Origin of the sequence: Thalassotalea atypica (assembly GCF_030295975.1) — a bacterium.
GTDB classification, from domain to species: Bacteria; Pseudomonadota; Gammaproteobacteria; order Enterobacterales; family Alteromonadaceae; genus Thalassotalea_F; species Thalassotalea_F atypica.
The window spans coordinates 3,969,637-3,990,275 of the sequence record NZ_AP027364.1 but is presented as its reverse complement, the minus strand read 5'-3'; the positions used below and the strand labels follow the sequence as shown (position 1 = coordinate 3,990,275).

The 20,639-nt window shown below is 39.1% G+C and carries 17 protein-coding genes; 6 read left to right on the top strand and 11 right to left on the bottom strand.

All coding sequences use genetic code 11. From position 1 onward, the window contains the following. Genes QUE03_RS17930 through QUE03_RS17915 form a run of 4 tightly spaced genes read right to left on the bottom strand, consistent with a single transcriptional unit; the run spans position 1 to position 4,459 of the window. Positions 1–1,215 carry a hypothetical protein gene (locus QUE03_RS17930; RefSeq protein WP_286263336.1) on the bottom strand — a complete coding sequence of 405 codons (1,215 nt, stop codon included), beginning with the start codon at positions 1,213–1,215 and terminating at the stop codon, positions 1–3. Continuing rightward, entirely contained in the window at positions 1,205–2,359 is a 1,155-nt protein-coding gene (locus QUE03_RS17925) for a glycosyltransferase family 4 protein (protein WP_286263335.1), read from the bottom strand. The genes QUE03_RS17930 and QUE03_RS17925 overlap by 11 nt, the downstream gene beginning before the upstream one ends. Positions 2,360–2,388: 29 nt before the next feature. Further along, entirely contained in the window at positions 2,389–3,168 is a 780-nt protein-coding gene (locus QUE03_RS17920; protein ID WP_286263334.1) for a hypothetical protein, read from the bottom strand. After that, positions 3,158–4,459 (bottom strand): MATE family efflux transporter, encoded by a 1,302-nt coding sequence (locus tag QUE03_RS17915; RefSeq protein WP_286263333.1) that lies wholly within the window; start codon positions 4,457–4,459, stop codon positions 3,158–3,160. The genes QUE03_RS17920 and QUE03_RS17915 overlap by 11 nt, the downstream gene beginning before the upstream one ends. Before the next feature lie 344 nt (positions 4,460–4,803). On the opposite strand from QUE03_RS17915, the gene QUE03_RS17910 reads away from it, so the two are divergent. From QUE03_RS17910 to QUE03_RS17890, 5 genes are all read left to right on the top strand, one after another. Continuing rightward, complete coding sequence (locus tag QUE03_RS17910) at positions 4,804–5,409, top strand: transglutaminase-like cysteine peptidase (protein ID WP_286263332.1); 606 nt, start codon at positions 4,804–4,806, stop codon at positions 5,407–5,409. 26 nt (positions 5,410–5,435) lie between these two features. Continuing rightward, a complete protein-coding gene (locus QUE03_RS17905; protein ID WP_286263331.1) occupies positions 5,436–7,397 on the top strand; it encodes a bifunctional diguanylate cyclase/phosphodiesterase in 1,962 nt (653 codons plus the stop codon). Between the two features lie 129 nt (positions 7,398–7,526). Next, positions 7,527–8,006 (top strand): hypothetical protein, encoded by a 480-nt coding sequence (locus QUE03_RS17900; protein WP_286263330.1) that lies wholly within the window; start codon positions 7,527–7,529, stop codon positions 8,004–8,006. 119 nt (positions 8,007–8,125) lie between these two features. Beyond that, positions 8,126–9,514: an O-antigen ligase family protein gene (locus QUE03_RS17895; protein ID WP_286263329.1), complete on the top strand. Its 1,389-nt coding sequence runs from the start codon at positions 8,126–8,128 to the stop codon at positions 9,512–9,514. A 159-nt stretch (positions 9,515–9,673) separates the two neighbouring features. After that, positions 9,674–10,744 carry an OmpA family protein gene (locus QUE03_RS17890; RefSeq protein WP_286263328.1) on the top strand — a complete coding sequence of 357 codons (1,071 nt, stop codon included), beginning with the start codon at positions 9,674–9,676 and terminating at the stop codon, positions 10,742–10,744. Between the two features lie 193 nt (positions 10,745–10,937). On the opposite strand, the gene QUE03_RS17885 is transcribed toward QUE03_RS17890, so the two are convergent. After that, positions 10,938–11,417 (bottom strand): acyl-CoA thioesterase, encoded by a 480-nt coding sequence (locus QUE03_RS17885; protein WP_286263326.1) that lies wholly within the window; start codon positions 11,415–11,417, stop codon positions 10,938–10,940. A gap of 166 nt (positions 11,418–11,583) precedes the next feature. Here QUE03_RS17885 and QUE03_RS17880 point away from each other — a divergent pair, with 166 nt between their 5' ends. Then, positions 11,584–12,708, top strand: coding sequence for an MltA domain-containing protein (locus QUE03_RS17880; RefSeq protein ID WP_286263324.1), 1,125 nt, complete (start codon positions 11,584–11,586; stop codon positions 12,706–12,708). Positions 12,709–12,757: 49 nt separating this feature from the next. On the opposite strand, the gene QUE03_RS17875 is transcribed toward QUE03_RS17880, so the two are convergent. The 6 genes from QUE03_RS17875 to QUE03_RS17850 all read right to left on the bottom strand — a co-directional run bounded on the left by QUE03_RS17875 (position 12,758) and on the right by QUE03_RS17850 (position 20,231). Further along, on the bottom strand, positions 12,758–14,686 hold the full coding sequence (locus QUE03_RS17875) for a polysaccharide biosynthesis protein (protein ID WP_286263322.1): 1,929 nt from the start codon (positions 14,684–14,686) through the stop codon (positions 12,758–12,760). A 105-nt stretch (positions 14,687–14,791) separates the two neighbouring features. Further along, positions 14,792–15,982, bottom strand: coding sequence for a DegT/DnrJ/EryC1/StrS family aminotransferase (locus tag QUE03_RS17870; RefSeq protein WP_286263321.1), 1,191 nt, complete (start codon positions 15,980–15,982; stop codon positions 14,792–14,794). 11 nt (positions 15,983–15,993) lie between these two features. Then, positions 15,994–16,614 carry an acetyltransferase gene (locus QUE03_RS17865; RefSeq protein ID WP_286263320.1) on the bottom strand — a complete coding sequence of 207 codons (621 nt, stop codon included), beginning with the start codon at positions 16,612–16,614 and terminating at the stop codon, positions 15,994–15,996. After that, positions 16,614–17,207, bottom strand: a complete 594-nt coding sequence (locus tag QUE03_RS17860; protein WP_286263319.1) for a sugar transferase — start codon at positions 17,205–17,207, stop codon at positions 16,614–16,616. Before QUE03_RS17860 ends, QUE03_RS17865 begins: the two co-directional genes overlap by 1 nt. Beyond that, positions 17,200–18,438: a glycosyltransferase family 4 protein gene (locus QUE03_RS17855; RefSeq protein ID WP_286263318.1), complete on the bottom strand. Its 1,239-nt coding sequence runs from the start codon at positions 18,436–18,438 to the stop codon at positions 17,200–17,202. Before QUE03_RS17855 ends, QUE03_RS17860 begins: the two co-directional genes overlap by 8 nt. Next, positions 18,435–20,231, bottom strand: coding sequence for a heparinase II/III family protein (locus QUE03_RS17850; protein ID WP_286263317.1), 1,797 nt, complete (start codon positions 20,229–20,231; stop codon positions 18,435–18,437). Before QUE03_RS17850 ends, QUE03_RS17855 begins: the two co-directional genes overlap by 4 nt. Between the last annotated feature and the right edge of the window lie 408 nt (positions 20,232–20,639).

Genomic DNA, 20,639 nt, shown 5'->3' with positions numbered 1-20,639 from the left:
CTAAACCTTTACCCTTAGAAAAGTATGGTAACTTTTTATAATTCCCATTAGTAAACCAGTAAGAATGGCGGTAGAAAGTTCACCAAAAGTTGCAGCTGTTATGTTTACAAAAAAGAGAAAAGATACAAATATTACTAATAGTCTAAGCTTTTCAATTAAGACTAATTTTTGTGAAGCATTGAAGAACAACTTGCATATGAATGAAAGAATAAATAGTGTTCCTACACTACCAATGGTTATCACCAAGTAAAATAACGAGTTGTCTCTTATACTTCCATCTATACATTCGATGAAAGCATGGCAAAACTCAATATCTGCCAATTTATAGTAACCAAAGCCACTTGGAGAGAAAAGAATCAAATAGTTGTTTAGTATATAGCTATAGTAGCTAAGCCTAACGGATTCGACATCTGTCATTTCCCTATGTCGAATAAAGTTAGCCAGATCCAACCATTTTGATAAGCCATGAATCATGTGACTTTCGCTACTATTGTAATAGTCTAAAATACTCGGCAATAGAATAATTCCCGCCATTATTATTACAACAATAGATACTAAACCGGTTGCTAGCCGTTTAATTGTTATTGAATCAAATATGAATGATATGAACCACAAAAATGCGAACACTATAATTAAAATATTAGAGCGATAGAGTGAATACGCAGCAGCCAGAGATACAATACAAAGGAATCCAATTAGAATATTATTGTAGCCAAACTTTTTGGCGGCGAGTAAAGCAACCCAAATCCCAATCATAGGAAAATATTTTTTAACGCTTGGCGTATCTAATAAAAAAATGTAATTAATGATATAAAAGGCAAAAATGAACAAAGTGAAATACAAGCTAAATTCAAGCTTTTCGATATATTCACTCTCATTTTTCGCATTCGATATATAAAGATAAGATAGCACTAATGCAAGAATACACCTTCCTTCAGAATATATATGCAGTATGTTATTACCGAAAAGTAGACCAATAACTCCCAAAACTATAATCAGCATCAAGCACAACAGCGCACGGCTTTCAGTAAAGTCATTCATGGTCTTTTTCTTGATAGAAAAGAAAAAGACCATAAACACCAAGCCAATCTCAGGAAAATAACTTCCGCCAAAATTGAGTAACTTAAACACGGCTATTGGAGAGAAGATCAGAGCAAGAACAAATGGAGCAACTAGCTTATTGAAATAATAATTAAAGTGCATTTCAATTTTCACTATTAACTAAGCAAGCGTTGTAAACTTTTACTGTTTTCATGCTAAAAGAGTGAACACTGCTTTCAGTCAAAAAGGTATTGTCCCTATATTTGAGCTTAATATCTAAAGAATTCAATGCAGTCATCATTTCATGAGCACGAAAATGACTCACACAAACCCCTAAGTGATACTTGTCAATTGTTTCTCTTAAAACACCTACGTCACTCGACAGTAAAGGCACCCCTATAGAAGCGGCAATGGTTAAAGGGCCACTTTGTCCGGCAAAATTTTCTTTGTAAGGTAGCAATACAATATCTGCCGCTGAAAATATATTTGCCACTTCTTCATCGGGAATAAATTCTTTTACAAAATGAAGCTGTTGTTCTTTTTGGCCGAGGCAAGCAATATTATTTAAATAATCATAACTATAGTCTTGCTCTTGGCCTGCGATTAATAAATGGTATTCATCGGGCAATTGATTTAACGCTTCAACAGCAACATCAGCCCCTTTATCTGCACGCGTACCACCAAAACACAACAACAACTTATCGTTTTTATTAATATTAAGTGCTTGTCGCACTTTCTGCCGACCTTGCTCTGTGTATGTGTAATGATGTGCAATGGGGTAATTTAGCGCATAAGCACTATATGCCTTTAACTGATTAAACGCTTTAGCCACTTTGGGTGAATGCGTAATAAGTTTTAGCCCTTTTTTAAACAGCCGGTTAAGCAAAAAGCGTTCGACTTTCCCCGATAATTTTCGACCAATCGAAGTGTTGAATTCAGATAACATGTATGCCCAATGAAGCGTGGCAACAACCGGAACATTACAGTTGTGTTTCATGCAATATAATGCGCGTATTAAACGGTCGATATAGACAAAATGTACAAGATCACTTTTTTGTTGCTTAGCCAATGAGAATACTTCTTTGATAAACTTAACTTTATTATATTCACGCTGAATAAAGTGACCTTGGCTATCAAGTGTTACAGGGGAGGCCGAGGCTACTTTGCCTTTAAGTAAGTGACATAACTGTGGGCAGCCAACAAAATGAATCGACACATTGCTGCCTTTAAACTCACTAATAACGTGGAGCAGGTATTCAGTATGATGGCCTGTAGAGTATTGCTCTACTAATGTCACATTCATATGCTGAGAAGCCATCTACAAACAATTTCCTATTGTTAATTTTATTATTTTAGTTTTTGTATAAACAATAAAGCGGATAAATAAAGGCGATAAAAAAACGACTTTTTAGCTCTAAAATGTAATTCTATCATTGATATAGATTTATTTACCATTACTGTTTCATCTGCATTATTAGGGACTGCTGCATGGTGCTTAACAGCCAATAATGTCAGTAAAGACTGGTCATGGCGGTGCTCTATAAACTCATCATAATTAGTAATAGCGTCGTCAGCACTGTCATCAATTAACTGTTTTTGGCGACAAAGTGATAACCACTCAGTTAAAAAAGCAATCGACTTATCGTCGTGTTTCCAAAAAGAGAGAGTTGCTTGAACCTGTGGTGTGTTCCAATACAATTCACTGTCGCAATTTAAGGCGGTTAAAACGCTTCTTTTCGTCCAACGCTTATTTATTCCTCTTTCGGGGATATAAATGCCGGGTATGAAACTATGTTTTTTTGCAAACGCGATGAGCCAAGTAGGCGTTATAAAATTTTTATAACGGTAACCAACGCCACAATCTTGATAAATAAGTATGTCTTCACGAGGTATTTTCTGTAGCTGTTGCAATATAAAGTATGGTTTCCATGCCCAGTAACCAGCACCTCTTGGTTCGTCTAGAAGTACTTTGTTTTTGTGATAAAACTCACTTTTTTTTAAGTCGTCATCAGTAAAGACATGGCTTGATTTTGGTTTAATAAAGGTATTTACAAACCATAGGTTTTTTTCAATATTCTGCCTAAACTGACCTGCGGCATAGCTAACAAAATGAATATCACCCAACATATTTAGCTTCTCTTTTGTTAACACCTAGCCACAAAATAATGGAAGAGGTAAAAAATCTTGCCAATAACAGCGCGGTCAGCACATCTGCAAAGGTACTTTCAAACAGAGGCGATATTAAAAGCATCACTAAAACCAACGACTCGACAATAAGTGCTTTGCCAATAAAAGCGAATGCACTATACCCCATCAGTAAAACAATACTCGCCTGATTAATTGCAATGGTTATAAAATAGGCACCGATTAATTGCAGTTCAAATAGTGAGAACGCTAAATTGTTGTTAGACCATATATTAAAAATTTGAACACCAAAGAACTGAAGAATAATCATTAGTGCAATGCTATAAGCAACATAGAATGCAAAAATTTTCTTTTTTACTTTTTGCATCCAGCTAATTTCCCTGTTTTTAATTGCTTGAATAATTAACGGCCACAAAGGTTGCTGAATCGTCGCAAAAAAGGTACCTGCAATCAGAAAATAGCGAAAAGCAATTTCAAGTTTCGCGGCTTCATTCAAGTCTGTGTTGGCCAAGAAAACCATTACAGCGCTTTTGTTAATTGTGACTGACAATTGAATTATTAAATTGGCTGTTGCTACAGCAATTAGAGCTTTGAAAAGGCGTTGGTTCGACCTACTTTTAGGCATTAATGTAAACAAAGACAACTTACTGTCTCGGTGACTAAGTTGCCATGTATTAGCAAGCTTAGTTAGCACTAATGGTGAATACATAATTAAAATAACACACGCTATTGCTTGGTGTTGTTCAAGTTCCCAAAAGGGTAAAAATGCAATAAAAACAACGCTAATGAAGGTGGCAGCGGTAGCCCAAAGGTTATTGTAGTGTTGCTCATTCATGCCTTGTCTAATGGAATCTGTCAGAGACAAGTAAATAATGGGTGCTGATAAGCAAAACAGAAGAAGAACGTGTTGTGCGTCAAATAAATAAATATTATTAGATGACGAGGTTAGTTTTGCAATAAGAACGCAAACTAAAATCAAGAAGATAAAAAGTAGACTAATACGCTTTGCAATGTCTATGGTTTTAAGGGCATTTGGAGTAATCCCTTTTCTAGCAACTACCCTTGTTACGCCAGGGTTTATACCGCCAGAAATCAAAAATACCCAGCCGAAAATGGTTATCAAGGTAGAGTACAAACCAAACCCAGCAGTACCGAGAAAGGTAATTAAGATAGGCACCGAAAATATTTGAAAGGAAAAGCTCACCACTTTCGAGACTAACGAACTCACGAAAGCTTTTTTAAGTATACTCGATTTATTTTGGACTAATGTCATTTACTTAGTTCTGTTGAGCAATACATGTTTACTTAAACCTGTCATAACATTAATAAGCAAAATTTCATGTCCCTGAATTCGTTTGTTGTACAACGACTAATTTAAATAGTTATTTGTTTTGGCGCAATTAGTTGATAATCTACCAGATGATTACACGTGAAACAATTAACTAAAAAGCCTATATATTCATGAAGTTATATTTTAACATTGTATCTTACCAAATACGTTGTAATTAAAAGGTATTTGTCTTGTATAAGCTTTATAGGGATCAGGATTAACAATTTGTGATTTATCACCCATTCAAATGGCTAAAACAGTGTATTGTACTGCTGAGTATAATACCGTTGTTAATCATACATGCCGATATCCCTATCGACTTGTTTCCAGTTGAGTTATTAAAGCGTGTAGAAACCGATTATGGAGAAGATGCCAAAGAACGCATTGAAGATTGGCAAGCACTAGTTAAAGATGCTGGCGGTGATTCTGAAAAAGAGCAATTAACCCGCGTAAATCGTTTTTTTAACAGAGTACGCTTTGTTGATGACATGCGTGTATGGCAACAAGAAGATTATTGGGCGACCCCTGTTGAATTTTTAGGTCGCAATGCTGGTGATTGTGAAGATTTCACTATTGCAAAGTATTTTACATTAAGAGCACTGGGGGTGCCTGCCGAGAAGCTCCGCCTAATGTATGTTCGAGCACTGCGTATTAACCAATCTCATATGGTATTAGCTTATTTTGAAAGTCCTGATGCGATGCCGCTTGTATTGGATAATATCAACAAAAAAATCCTCCCCGCAAATTACCGTAAAGATCTAAAACCAATATACAGTTTTAATGCTGATGGCTTGTGGGCGGCAAAAGCCCAAGGGCGTGGTAGAAAAATTAAAGAAAAGGGAAGCCATAGTTCATGGCAAGATATTATTACTCGAATTGAACATGGCCAATAACTTATGTCAGATAAAAGAAGAAAAATATGAGTTTATCTAAACGACTTTATTTGGGGTTAATGCTAATCCTTACACTCGTCTTCATTGGCACGGTGTGGATCAATGTTGTTAACACCAGCAACTTTATTGAAAAGCAGCTGAAGTCTCATGCTCAGGACACTGCAACCTCTTTAGGCTTGTCGATTACGCCGTTTATTAGTAGTAGTGAAGATTTGCCTACGGTTGATGCAATGGTCAATGCGATTTTTGATAATGGCTATTATCAACATGTCATTTTAACCAGCAATAGTGGAGAAGTACTGCTGGAAAAGCATAACCCTAAAAAAATTGACGGTGTGCCGTTATGGTTTGTGCGCCTGTTTCCACTTAGCCCACCTAAAGCGTCAACCGAAGTGTTCGATGGTTGGGTTAAGCCAAAAACATTAGCGATAACCAGTCATCCTGGCTTTGGTTATTTAAAGCTTTGGCATAGCGCTACTAACAGTTTTTGGATGATATTCGGGCTTTTTATCGTTGCCGGCACGTTAGTTTATTTGGTTCTCAAAACGATTACCCAGCCCATCAAAAGAGCGGCACTTCAAGCGGATCAGATTTGCCAGGGAAATTTTGTACAAGTTAATGATATTCCTAAGCCGGTAGAGCTCAATTTGTTTGTTAATGCGATGAATCGTATGTCGCGTATCTTACAAAACATGTTCAAAGAACTGACTCAGCAAACAGAAAAATATCAGCAGTTTGCGTTTATGGATGAGTTGACTCAATTCCCAAATCGACGTTCTTTTATTAATCAGTTTGACTCAATATTAAATAACCAAGAGCACGAAAGTTCGGGATACTTGCTTATTATCAGGCTTTCTAGTTTAGATCATATCAATAAATCCAGTGGTTATTTGGCAGGGGATAACTATGTCCTCAAAGCGGCCAGTATAATCAATTCTGTAGTCAATAACATTGAGCAAAGCCATTCGCACAAAGCATATAGAATTGCAGGCGCTGATTTTGCCGTGACCATACAAGAAGAAACCAAACAACGATGTGAAGACATTGTTAATAAATTGATGGCAAAATTTAATGAATCACTTTCTTTAATAAATGAAGATATTGATAAGGTTTTACAACCCAAAAGTTTTGCCCATATTGGGATAACACCTTTTGCTGCTAAAGAGTCATTAAGTGATATTTTGGCTTTCGCAGATAATGCGTTAGTCAACGCTCGGCATGATTCAAATAGCTGGAGCGTGACCGATCAAATCCCTTTACCCAAAGGCAATACACTTTGGAAAGAGCAACTTGATAAGTTACTCGCTAAAAAAGAAGTCGACTTTGCTGTTCAATCGGTAATGGATAAAGATAACACTCCTTTATACAAAGAGCTCTATGCCCGCTTTAAACATGCTGAAGACAATACACCAATACCTATGGGGCAATTAATGTCTGTTGCACAACGTCTCAATATGACCGCTAAATTTGATGAGCTAGTCATCAGCAAAGCATTAGAATGCCTAACTAAAGCGCCCGAAAATATTGCTATCAATTTAAGCTCTGGTTCTATACGAACGAAAAGTTTTTGTGTATGGCTTATTGATGAGTTAAATAGGTACCCTCATTTAACCCGATTTATCACTTTCGAAATAAGTGAGCAAAGCCTGAATTTGTACGCTGAAAATGTATTCAATTTATGCCAAAAACTAAAATCATTAGGATGTAGAATTACGTTAGAGCACTTTGGCTTAAGTACGGCTTCATTCGCCCAACTGATGCGAGTCAAACCTGATTTTGTCAAAATTGATGGTAGCTATAGCCAACAAATTGAAACATCATCTGAAAACCAGTTGTTTGTTCAATCGTTAGTTAATATAGCTCACAGCTTACATATTAGCGTTATCGGTGAGTTAATTGAGACAGAGAGTCAAAAAGATCACCTTAAATCGCTTTTTGTTGATAATTTCCAGGGTTTTGGCATTTCCAAACCTACTCCATGGTTTTGAACTGAATAATACGTCATGTGAATAGTGTAAAGGAAGTTGACACTAAAATGTCGTTGATATTTTAAGCGTTTTTGCCTAGAATTTAGGCTATATGTTCTTTGAAAAAAGAGCCAAACTGGAGAGTTAAAAATGGATATAAAGAAAGTAGTATTAACTACATTGATTTTAGGTAGTACCAGTATGGCGGCGTTTGCGGAGCAAGCGACAACGTCAAGTACAGCGAGCGCCAATTGTAATGATTTCGCAGCTGTTTTAGCAAATGAAGTTAATTCACAATCACCTGATATAGCTACAACATTATCAAATCTACTCATTAGTTGCCCAACGTTTGGTGATCAAATTATTGAGACGATGATTTCATTAACGCCATCGGATCAACATCAAAATTTAATGCAATTTGCCTCTGAAACCGGGGTAATGCAGCCAGCTGATATTTTAATTGCGGCCATTGCTGGCGGAGGCGATCCTGCTACACTATCAGAGCCTACAGCAGCAGGTAATTTGTCAATTGTTCCCCCGTCAGGAGCGACAGCTCCGCCAATTATTGGTGGTCGAAACGGTGGCACAGGTGCCTCTGAAACAGATGGCAATACCGCATCAAATAACTAGAATGACATATTCAGACTTTTGAAAAGGCCCTTTTTAGGGTCTTTTTAATGTCTGCATTAATTAACATGTAATGAAATTTAAATAATACCAATAGTCATGAACTTACTACGCTAATACTAATGATAGAGAAACTGGACAGAGCACAATTTTATTGTTTTTTATTGCTGATTTTCTGGGTGCCTATTCCACTTGGCTCCAATCGTCCATGGGCATGGGCGATTATTGAAATTGTTGCTTTTTCATTACTAGCATTGCATATGTTTTTAGCAATCAAACAGAGAAAAAATATTACTAAGAAAATAAGAGAGTACCTTCCTTTACTCATCATGTACGTCTCTGTTTTGTTATGGCTCTTATTTCAAATACTGCCATTACCGCAAAGTGTGCTCGCTTTTCTTAGCCCCAATTTAAAGGATGTTTTTAGTTATTCTCCTGATCACCTGCAAACATTGTCTGTTGATGCTAGCGAAACTTACGTTGAATTACTTAAAAGTGCCTCTTATTTTTGCCTGATGCTCTTATGCCTTTTTTTGGTGACATCAGAAAAAAGAATGAAAACACTCCTCGTTGTCATGGTGCTTTCAGGCATGTTTCAAGCGGTATACGGTACATTGCAAGCTCAATCTGGTAATGCTGTTTCATGGGTGGTTCAAGCCTCCAATAGCGCTATTGCAACCGGGAGTTTTATTTATAAAAATCACTTCGCCAATTTTCTCTTATTGTCTTTATCTATCGGAATTGGCTTACTAGTCGCCAACCTTGCGAAACACCGTGTGGAAAATAATAAGGCCAAACTTCGACAAGCTGTTGCCGCGTTATTGCAAGGCAAAGCCGTATTGCGAATCGCACTAGCGCTTATGGTAATTGGTTTGGTTATGTCGAAATCTAGAATGGGAAATGCCGCTTTTTTTATCTCTATGACATTTACAGGCTCTATCGCATTTTTTTATTTTAAAAACCGGAGTAAAGGTTTAACTTATTTATTGGTTAGCCTACTTGTTATTGATACTTTTATTCTTGGTGCGTGGTTTGGTATCGACAAAGTTAAAGATAGGATAGAGCAGACCAATTTGAGCCAAGAAACCAGAGACGAAGTAAATATTGAAGGGTTAGCACTCATCGAAAAGTTCCCAGTCACTGGTAGCGGGGCGGGAAGTTTTTACACCATATTTCCTTCGGTGCAAAGCAAAGAGATCTCATATTTCTATGATCATGCTCATAATGACTATCTACAGTTCACCATTGAATACGGTATTCCTGCCGTTGTCGTATTGGCGGTTATGGTGCTGAGCAGTTTATGGCATTGCTTTTACGCGATTAGACACCGCAGGCACACATTAATGAAAGGGACAGCTTTTGGTTGCATGATGGCAATCATCGGTATGTTAATTCACATGACGGTGGACTTTAATTTACAAGCACCGGCCAATGCCGTCTATTTTGTTTTAATCTTAACGCTTGGTTGGCAAAGCCGTTATGCATTTACAAGCAAACAAGGCAATCATTAGAGATATAGATATGAAACACTTTCGTATTATATAAAGAATTGGTTTTTATTAGAAAACAGTTAAGAGAGAACAAAAATTCAAAATGGCTGATTGAAAAAGGACCTATTTTCAATCAGCCAGTTACCGATAAAATTATTAAGGATAAAGGACCATTTATTCATGGGAATAACAAAAAAAAATAGACTAACGGCGTTACTTTCATCATCTTTGCTTGTAACTAGCCTAAGCATAAGTGCAGCAGAGCAACCGTTAGGGGCCGACCTTGTCGGCCAATACTTTGGTGGTATTCATTTGATGAATATCCAAACGGATAATGAGCGCACGTTGACTGAAGACCCCCGCTCATATATGGATCAAGGTAATGGCGTTGGCGGCGAAATCGGCTATCGTTGGCTCCCTTCAACAGAGCTAAGGCTTTCCTACGGTCAATTTGACTTAGACAGTGCCCATAAAGGATTTAATGAACCCGATGGCGCGACACTAGCAATGGATGTTTTATTCTTTCCTACAGAGAAAAATTTCTATGTGATCGGTGGTGTCAATAATTTAGATATTGGTCAATCACAAATTTCCGGTAATCTCGGTGCGGGGTATCGACACTATTTTTCGCAAAATAATGCGTTTTATATCGAGTCGAAAGCAAATTATCAATTTTCTGAACGTTATGATGAATTAACCACTCAAGTTGGCTTTATTCACTTTTTTGGAAGCAATGAGCAAACAGCCCGTGTAAAACAGAATAAGAAAGTTGTCGCTGCGAGCGACTCAGACAAGGATGGTGTTGTTGACAACCGAGACCGATGTCCCGGTACGCCGATGGTGGATAAAGTTGATGCCGCAGGTTGTACAATATTTGTGGATGATAAAACAAGTATTGAATTATTGGTCAAATTTGATCATGACAAAGATATTATTAAACCTGAGTTTTATGCAGAAGTCGCAGCAATGGCTGACTTCTTAAATGCCAACAAAAATATTGCTTTAGTCATTGAGGGGCATACGTCTAGCCTTGGTAGCGCTGAGTATAATAAGGCGCTATCTTTAAAACGTGCTAATGCTATTGTTAAGCGCTTAATTTCAACTCATAGCGTAAAAGCAGGGCAATTATCAGTTTTAGGGTATGGGGAGGAGCAATTGATCAATCCTGAAAATACTCAAGCAGCGCATGCACAAAATCGAAGAGTGATGGCTAATATTAGTGTGAGTAAGAGAGTTCCTGTTAAACGTTAACAGGTAACATAAGAGACCACCACCAGCTAATTTTACATTAGGTTAGCTGGTGATAGCACGTCCAAACGATGTGTTTTTTGATAGAAAACCTATGAGTGACTTACGGTTAAATAGCCGTTCTACTTCTGTACTCAAATGCCGCTCTTTCTATCAGAACTAACCGAGCGGCCAATAAATTTTATATCCCCAGCGCCTATTTCCACCCTAACTTCTCTCCAAAATCTTTGTCCAGTTGTTGAGCAAACTCTTTACCTTGTATCGCTACTTGTTCTAGTTGGATATCTTCTTTATTTTCAGGGGTAAACGAAGGGACAGATACGGGAAAACCAGCATCATCAACCGCCATAAAGGTAATAAAGCAGCGGTTTGTAATAGCAGCCTTTTCAGCTTTAGGATCGACAGCACGAACGACAACATAAATATGCATACTTGTTTTACCGGTATGAACAATGCGCGCTTCCACTGTAATAAGCTGTCCCACTAAAATGGGGCGAATGAATCGAATGGCATTGGCTGATACCGTGACACAGTAGTGTTTGCTCCACTGGGCAGCACAAGCGTATGACGCTTGGTCAATCCACTTCATCACCATACCGCCATGGACTTTGCCGCCAAAATTGACATCGGTAGGCTCGGCTAAAAAACGAAACTCGACAATATTATTTTGTGGCATTCAAAAAACCTTTATTTACTAAAAGATAATGTATGATTTCAAGTATAAGTCAAAATCTGAAATTTTCTTTTCTTAAGCAATTATAGAATAAAGGTTTTTTTGATATTATTGGCTTAATCCCTCGGACATTCCTCCATAATGTAATTAACAAATAAAAGGTCCGCGTATGACACCAATAAGAGTGCTGTTGTTATTAGCAACAATTAGCTTCACCGCACAAAGCATAGCCCAGCCAAAATTTACCAAAGTGTTGCCACCTGAATTTTCAGGTAATTTAACCTTTGATACAGGTGCTTTATGTAAAGTAGCGGGAAATACGCTTGACTATATTAACCGCCATGAAAATGATCGTTACGCGGTGCATGGCGGGGAAATGCTTAACAATAATATAAGCCTTGAACGTGTTAAACGTACCCTTGCTTTCATATGCAAGACAGCTCAAGAAGATCTAGTCACGGGACGCGTTGCACGATTAACAGACCCTCGATTTCTAAAGGAAAATTTTGAGTTTGTGCATTGGCTTCCTGATAAAGAAAAGGCGAATACTGTAGCGAAAAAGAGCACCAACCAAGTCAAACGTCGCTTACTGAGTAATATTCCTGAGCAGCAAATATTTTTGACAAAGTATTACACAAAGCTGTTAAAGGGAAGTGAGCAGCAAACGCCTAAGTACACACAAGCACTTTATGCGTTACCGTTTGATGAACAAGGAGTCTCTATTGAGGAAGCGAGCAAGCGCCAGTCATCATTAACTAGGTATCGGTATACAAGACAGCAGGTGATACAAGGCGCACTGTTAAAAAATAACTTGGCAAAGCCACTGGTGTGGATTAGTGAAGAAGCATTGCACGATGTATTGTTACAGGGAACAGGTGTGCTTGAAGTCAATGGTCAAACGCGTTATTTCAATGTACATCGTAATAATGGTATCGCCTATGACTACCATATCGGTAAGCGAGAACAAGCGCGTTATTGGTATTTTGCTGAAGTGCCTAGCATCATGGGTTATGGTCAAAAAATTGATGAAAAAATTGCCTTGGCGCCGCATGTTAGTGTTGCTGGTAACATCAAACAACTCGGACTAGGTAAGCTATTCTTGCTTCAATATCAGACTAACGGTGCAGACGTTAGCCGACTGGCGATATTGGCTGATGAAGGCGGTGCATTTGATGATAACTTGTTTCAACTTGACTTACTGGTTGATAGTTATTACGGATGGAAAGATTATCATCAAGCCAATAAGCACTTGTCTGATTATGCAAGTGCTTGGATTATGGTACTTAAACAATAATCGCTAATCAAAGTGAAGTCAGAATGCCTACCTTGAGGCTAATGTACTTTTAAGTGGCGAATGCCAATTTTTTTAAATTGAGTTCGGCACTTTTTTGGCTCTCAAGTTCTTGTTTTTCTGGTTGAGTATCCGTTGGTGCATAGCCAAGAGGCGCATCCATCAGTAGTTGTCTGATTGCCGAGACATTCTCCTCTTCCATAGCGTCGGTCAATTGGTTGAGTAACTTCATTACTTCGCTCCAGCTGATTGATCGTTCACTTGCCGTTAAAATACGTCGGTGTGTGGTCGCTTTTGCATGATCATCGATTAAGAGCTCCTCATAAAGCTTTTCGCCCGGGCGTAAACCGCTATATTCAATACTAATATCTCCGTTAGGATTCGATTCATCTTTCACGGTGAGTCCCATTAAATGCGTCATCTTAATTGCAAGATCAACGATGCGAACAGGTTTCCCCATGTCCAACACAAAAACATCGCCGCCTTTACCCATAGCGCCTGCTTGAATAACTAGCTGAGCTGCTTCAGGAATGGTCATAAAATAGCGAATAATGTCGGGGTGCGTTACTGTAATTGGACCGCCCTTTTTAATTTGTTTCTTAAAGAGTGGAACAACAGAGCCAGACGACCCAAGTACATTACCAAAGCGCACCATAACAAAGCGCGTGTCATGATCTCTGTGGGCGAGACCTTGCAATATCAGCTCAGCAAGTCGCTTCGTGGCACCCATAACATTGGTCGGCCGAACCGCTTTATCTGTAGAGATCAAGACGAAGGTTTCAACCTCACAAAATACTGCTGCTTGGGCAATTTCAAAAGTGCCCAATACATTGTTAGTGATGCCGGCTATGACATTGTTTTCAACCATTGGTACGTGTTTATACGCCGCTGCATGATAAATGGTTTGCACTTGATGTGCTTTAAAAATTCGCGTCATTAACATGCCATTTTGCACATTGCCAATGAGTGGGACGACGGGAATGTTGCTTGAAAACTCAGTTTGAAGTTCAACTATCTCCTGATTGACAACGTATAAAAATGCTTCGCTGACATCAAGTAGGATTAACTTAGTTGGTTTTTGCTTAATAATTTGACGACATAGCTCTTTACCGATTGACCCACCAGCCCCAGAGACTAAAACGACCTTATCTTCTATGTTAGCATTGAGCAACTCATCAACGGGAGCCACCGGTTCTCGGCCTAACAGCTCGTCTATTGAAACTTCTCGAAGTTCATCGATCGTCCTTTTGCCTGATACGATGTCATACATTGAAGGGACGGTTAATAGCTCAAGAGCATAAGGCTCAAGGCAATCAACAATATTCTTCATCCGTGCAGGATTGACTTGATTGACCGCAATTAATACTTTGAACTGCCCATATTTTTCAATTAGCTGGTTGATTTCAGCCGGAGAATAAATTTTAACACCGAAAACAGAACGACCATGGTAACGGGCTTTTTGATCAACTACGGCAAGTACTTGATATTTATTGCCCGTGGTTAAAGATGTTAAAAGTTGACGCCCAGTTGTTCCTGCTCCATAAATAACAACCCCTTCACGCTCATCAAATAAATGCTCTTCGATTGAAAAACCAACTAATGCACGTGCTCCAGCAACCATGATGGCGGATAAAACTAAAAAGGAAAAAGGAACCGAGCGAGGTACAAATGCGTCAAATACTTGCGCAGACAAATAACAAACACATGCCGACAGAGTCAAAATTGCGATGATTTTGATAGAGGCTTTTGCGTTAAAAAATCGAACAATAGATGCGTAAACGTCAGTGACGTAAAAAGCACCTAATGTAAATATTGTGGTTGTTGTGAAAACGGCAAGTTCAGCAAGTGTAAAGCTATATATATCTCCTCCAAGCCTTAAAAAATAAGACAGGAAAAAAGCGATACATAGCGCACTAAAGTCGTAACCTAAGATTATAGCAAACTTAAACGGAGCCGGAATCAGATCAATTCGTCTGATCATATGTCATACACCTTTAGCTTTTTATTATTTTAATATCCGTATCGGGGTGTATTCCTTTATTGCTCCTCAGTGTGACAACTTTTGTTACGATTGTCACCTTTGTATTTACATCGTATCAATAAGTTGAGTGACTTTTTCGTCAACTTGCGTTAACGCACGACAAACTTTGCTGATTTCTTGTTCGGTTAACGTGGGGTGCACCAAAAACATCAGACTGGTTTCACCTAACTCTTTTGCATTTTTCAGCCTGTATGCCGGTCGATACGGCGTATTGTTAAACGCATTTTCTCTATAGACTTCGGAGCAGCTACCAGAAAAACTTGGAATACCCAAGCTGGTAAGTTGATCAATTACGGTATCTCGCGTCCAGTGTTTCGGTAATTTATCTGCAGCGACACGCACATAGCATTTGTAATATGCATGGGTAATATAGGAAGCTGGCGTGTCAACCACTAGCCAGTCAAATTGCTCGCAGATAGCAAAAATTTGGCTAGCGTACTGGTTTCTTAATTTGGTCCATTGAGGCATCCGCTTCGTTTGAATGCGGCCAATGGCTGATTGCATTTCTGTTAATCGCCAGTTTGTACCAAAAGACTCGTGTAGCCAACGGTAACCTGGGGGATGTTGTTTCTCATACACCGCAGCATAAGACTTACCATGATCTTTAAAGGCCCATGCTTTACGCCATAACTGTTCATCATTAGTGGTCAGCATGCCTCCTTCACCGCCGGTGGTGATGATTTTATCTTGGCAAAAAGACCAGCAACCGACGTGACCGATACTGCCTACTGAACGCCCCTTATATGTAGCACCATGAGCTTGAGCACAATCTTCAATCACTAATAAATTATGCTTATTTGCTAATGACATTATAGAGTCCATATCGCAGGGCCAGCCCGCTAGGTGGACGCACATGATCGCTTTGGTGTTATCTGTTAGTACGGGCGCTATTGTGTCTGCGGTAATGTTTTGACTAACTAGGTCAACATCCGCAAAGACAGGGATAGCCCCTGCATTAATGATGGTACTAATTGACGCAATAAAGGTTCTAGGTGTGACTATGACCTCATCTCCCGCACCAATATCTAAAGCATTAAGGGCAAGATCTAACGCTAGTGTGCCATTGGCGACGGCAATAGCGTGTTTACTGTCGGTGAAATTGGCAAATTCATGTTCAAATTGTCGACCTTCTTGTCCTGTCCAATAATTCACTTTATTTGATTGTAGAACGCGCGTTACAGCGGCCGTTTCTTCATCTGTAAAACTAGGCCATGGCGAAAAGGGGGAATTGAGCACGTTATTACCTTCTATTTAATTTTTTGAGTAGGCGTACCGACGTATGTGCCTGACGCTGAGATATTGTTAAGGACACAAGCTTGTGCGCCGATTGTTACGTTATTGGTGATATTAACGCATTGGATAATCGCACTGGCAATTCCAACCCAGCAGTGTTTGCCGAGATTAACGCCGCCCGCGATATGAGCGCCAGGGCAAACATGGCTGCCATCACCTATTTTGCAGTCATGATCAACGGTTGCACTTGTGTTGATGATGTTGGCAATGCCAAGCTCCGTTGAACAATTTATGACAGCATTAGCAAAAATGACCGTGCCTTGCCCAATGGTGCTATAGGAACTTACTTGTGCTGACGGATGAATTATTGATACTACGTTTGCATTTCGCTCAATTAATTCCTTCGTTAATCGCAATCGAGTCTCATTGTTACCAATCGCAACGACAAAATCTGCCGAGTTGATATATTTTTGCCAATCTTCACTACTAGCTTTGATATGCCAATGTAGTACTTGTGTTGTATTTGGGTAGATTGCATCAATAAAGAATATTTCATCATATTCATCAGCTTTTTCTGCGCAGTCTGCGACCACTTTTCCGTGTCCGCCAGCACCGATGATAGCCAATCTTTTCATTAGTTGTTACCTGTAAATTTTGTCATGGTTGCTTCACCCTGCGCACTGATGTCGCTGCGTTTGACGACTTTATATACGGTTAAAAACAAGATTTTGATATCTAACCCAAAAGATTGGTTTTCAACATACCACACATCTAGGTCAAATTTTTCAGCCCACGACAGGTTGTTTCTGCCATTAGCTTGTGCCCAGCCTGTAATACCGGGTTTAACCTTGTGCCTTCTCGCTTGCTGTTTATTGTAAAGCGGCAAATACTCTACGAGTAATGGACGTGGTCCCACTAAGCTCATTTTTCCGATAAGTACATTCCAAAGGCCAGGTAATTCGTCCATGCTTGATGCACGTAAAAACTTGCCAAATTTTGTCAAACGCACTGCGTCAGGTAGCAGCTCACCAGTTGCATCGCATTCACTGGTCATCGATCTAAATTTGAACATATTAAAAACTTCGCCATTGAGACCAGGTCGAGCTTGGCTGAAAATAATTGGGCTACCTAAATTGATTCTAACTAAAAGTGCCAGTACCAATAATATAGGGAGCAGTATTATTAAACTCACAAGTGAAACCAAAAAATCAAAGCATCGTTTAAGCATTTTTATAGGCGACCTTTTCTAACTGGGCGACAAATTTTTCGGCCAAAAGTGATCGAGAAAACTGTGCACTGGCAAGTGTAAAGGCATTGTCAGACATTTTTTTGTGCAAAACTCTATCTTCACTCAATGTAATCAGTGCTTGGGCAAAAGATTCTGGGTCATTTGCTTTTACAGCAATACCACAATGGTGCGAATTGATTAAATCAGCAACCCAACCTGGGTAGTTATTGATAACGGGTAAACTAGCGCTAATATAATCAAAAAACTTGTTAGGTGACGTGCCATAATAAAATGCAGGGATGTCAGCAAGTACTTGCAAACCTACATCAGCCCTTTTCATAAGTTGCGCCAATTTTTGTTTATTAACTGGCTCAAGGAAAATAACGTTATCGAGATGTTCGTTTTCCGCACGGGCTTTCAGTTGTTCTTTCAATTTACCTTGACCAATGAGAATGATTTTTACCTGCTTAATGTCATTTATTTTTAGCTTAGCGGCAACATCTAAAACACTATTCAAGTTGTTGGCGATGCCGTGTGTGCCTGAAAAAATCGCGACAAAATCATCATTTTCAATTTGCTCGGGTTGCCAATGCGCTTCTGCTTGAGAAAAAATATCAATGTCGCAGCCATTAGGGATCAAAGCTATATCATTTCTGGATTGATAGGTGGCACTAAGGTGTCTAACAATACCTTGTTCTATGCCAGGCGATAGCGCTATATGGGCATCCGCTAATTTGTATGCAATCCACTCTAGCGCCCCCATTGCAGCCAAAATAATGGGGTTTGATATTACGCCCATGGCTTTAGGTAACTCTGGCCACAAATCTCTCACTTCAAACACAAATGGCTTTCGTCTAAGTATCTTCGCAAAAATGCCTGGTAAGGCGGCGGTGAGCGGTGTCGTTGTGGCAAATAGAAGATCGTATTTTGCGGTCAAAGCGACCTTTATACTTTTGAATGCAAAAGAAAGGAAAGTCGTCGTTCGCTTCAAAAAGCTTTGTTCATTGGCATAATCAAGTTCAAATTCGATCACTTCAATACCGTCGACAAGCCCTTGACGTTTGCCATTGCTAAACGGTACAGCTATGCCAGTGTTTCCGCCTTTGTATGACCCACACACCATCGTGACTTGATGTCCCTTGGCCACCAACGCTTTGGCCATTTCGTAGGAGCGAATGCCGGTTGCACCTTTTGGTGTTGAAAAATGTTGATGGAAATACAGTATTCTCATTGGGACCAATTTATTATTGTTGTGATTGTCCCTGCTTTACGCAGAGTAACTTCAAGCACAGGGATTGTGCGCTTTTGTAGATAGTAACGAGACTCAAGCCCATCAACAAGCGCCAACGTGAATTTTGTATTTTCCGATGCAATAGTCAGCTCGCCCAAATCAGAAGTTAATGTCGCGCCATCAAGTTGCCAGTTACTTGCGGCTAATCGCCATCTAAGTATCGCCACGTCGTCAAAATTGGCTACATCATCTATCACTATTAAGTTATTGGTTGATAGCTGAAGTGATCGCATATGACGGCACTGTCTATAGTCTTGATAGCTAGCTGTTAAGCTTTTTTCATTGACTTTCGATACTTTTGTCTCTATCCAATTTGAATAAAGAAAGCGAGACAATTTGGGCATTTGTTCCCTATCATCAAATTGCACGGTGTTGTGTGCTTGGGTTGAAGAAAAATAATGTTGTAGCTCGGGCTCACAGTTGTAGCTATAAGAGCCTGCGTCACATAATAAATTAACACTCCCGAGCCATAAATCGACATGCAATGCATCGCAGCTTGAGGCTCTAAAGGTTGGTAATGGCGTTTTTATAAACACTCTTGCATGCTGACAAGTAAGCGCGTGTACTTGCGTGGATAACCCGACATAGCTTGCTAGTTCTCTTTGTGCTGGAATTGCAGTTTGAAAAAAGCTCTTCTCGACATCAATCGATTTTGTTGAGGACATTAAGTCAGTCAACTGTTGGTATATACCGTTGGGAGGGTATGCATCGCATGACACGAATAGGTTAAATGCCCACTGAACAGATGGCCGATAATCTCGGTAATCACAGGTGGTAATGGCAAGTATTTGTGCCCCATCATTTGCGCCAATATTAGGTACGTCACCTGTTGTTTTATCGGTCAATGAATAGAGCCAAAGAGAGGCTAATTTCGCTTTATTATAGAAGGTACTAGAAAACTTAGGCGCTGAGATGTTTTTTCTTATTTGCTCTGCTAACGATAAAGTGTCAAGCATTAGTCGATGATAATTAACAGAAAATTGACTAAATAAACCATCTTCAGCGATTAAGTGCTTTGCTCTATTTTCAAGCCAAAATCGTCCTTGTTTTTCCCATACCCTGCCTTGTGCACGTAGTTTATTATCTAATGATTTTTGTAGGACTAAACCGCCAATAAACAAAGCGCAAGCTTCACTCGTTCCGTGATTGTTATCTTGCGCCACCGCGTAAAATCGCGTTGGAGAAATACGCATCAAATGCTGAAAGAGGAAATTGAACAAGGCTTGCGAGATGGTGTCTTGTTGCTCGAGCATATAAATAGCCGATACAACATGCATCACTCGAATTGATGCTTCTTGACCGCAACGCCAGTTCACGCCTTGGTTGATAGGGTTGTGCTGACACCAGTCATTTATCCAAAGATTCATTTTCTCGATAATTTGCTTGTCATTAGTAGACAAGTACTGAGCGGCGAAGTTTACTAGCCAATCAAATCGAGACAATTCCCAAACTGTTTTAATGTCGCCAATATTAAGGGAAAATTCGTTAAACTCACTCCAGTGCATGGTGTTGTCAGCGAGCACAGCGTCATTGTCGACTGGTTTTAACCAGTTGGGAGGGCGCTTATTATCAACATTGAGCCATCCAAATGCCTTTATTGCTCTAGGTTTTACCGGTCGTTTGTTTGCTTCACTACTGATTTTTCCATTGACGTCAAAAAATTGTGTATCCGGTACATAATGCCATGAACACACCGGCTGTTTTTTTTTGAAGTATTCCAGCTTTAAAGCCAAGCGATATACTCCGACAAAAAAAATATTAGTAAAGCCTAGTTGTTTATATGTTTGGAAAGAGGAAGAAAAACTAGATTTGTTGTTATCCATATTGTTCGACAATGTTCAACAATAATTGGCCTCAATAGTTACACATAATTTACTGAAAGTATAACGATGGAAATAATAATTTAAGGTTACTATAAATTGATATCTTTAGGAATTGTCACAAATTGTTGGTAAGCTAGCCCCAATAATAAAAACTATAAGATCTTGCTAAAGTGCGACTGTTGTTCTTAGTAAATGCAGTAATAAAATCTTCTACACTTATTTTCGGTGTCGCTATTAGCTTACTATTGAGTCGCTTATTTAATGAAGAGACGTTAGGCATATACGTTCTTTATATAACGCTCTTAAATTTATTTTTGA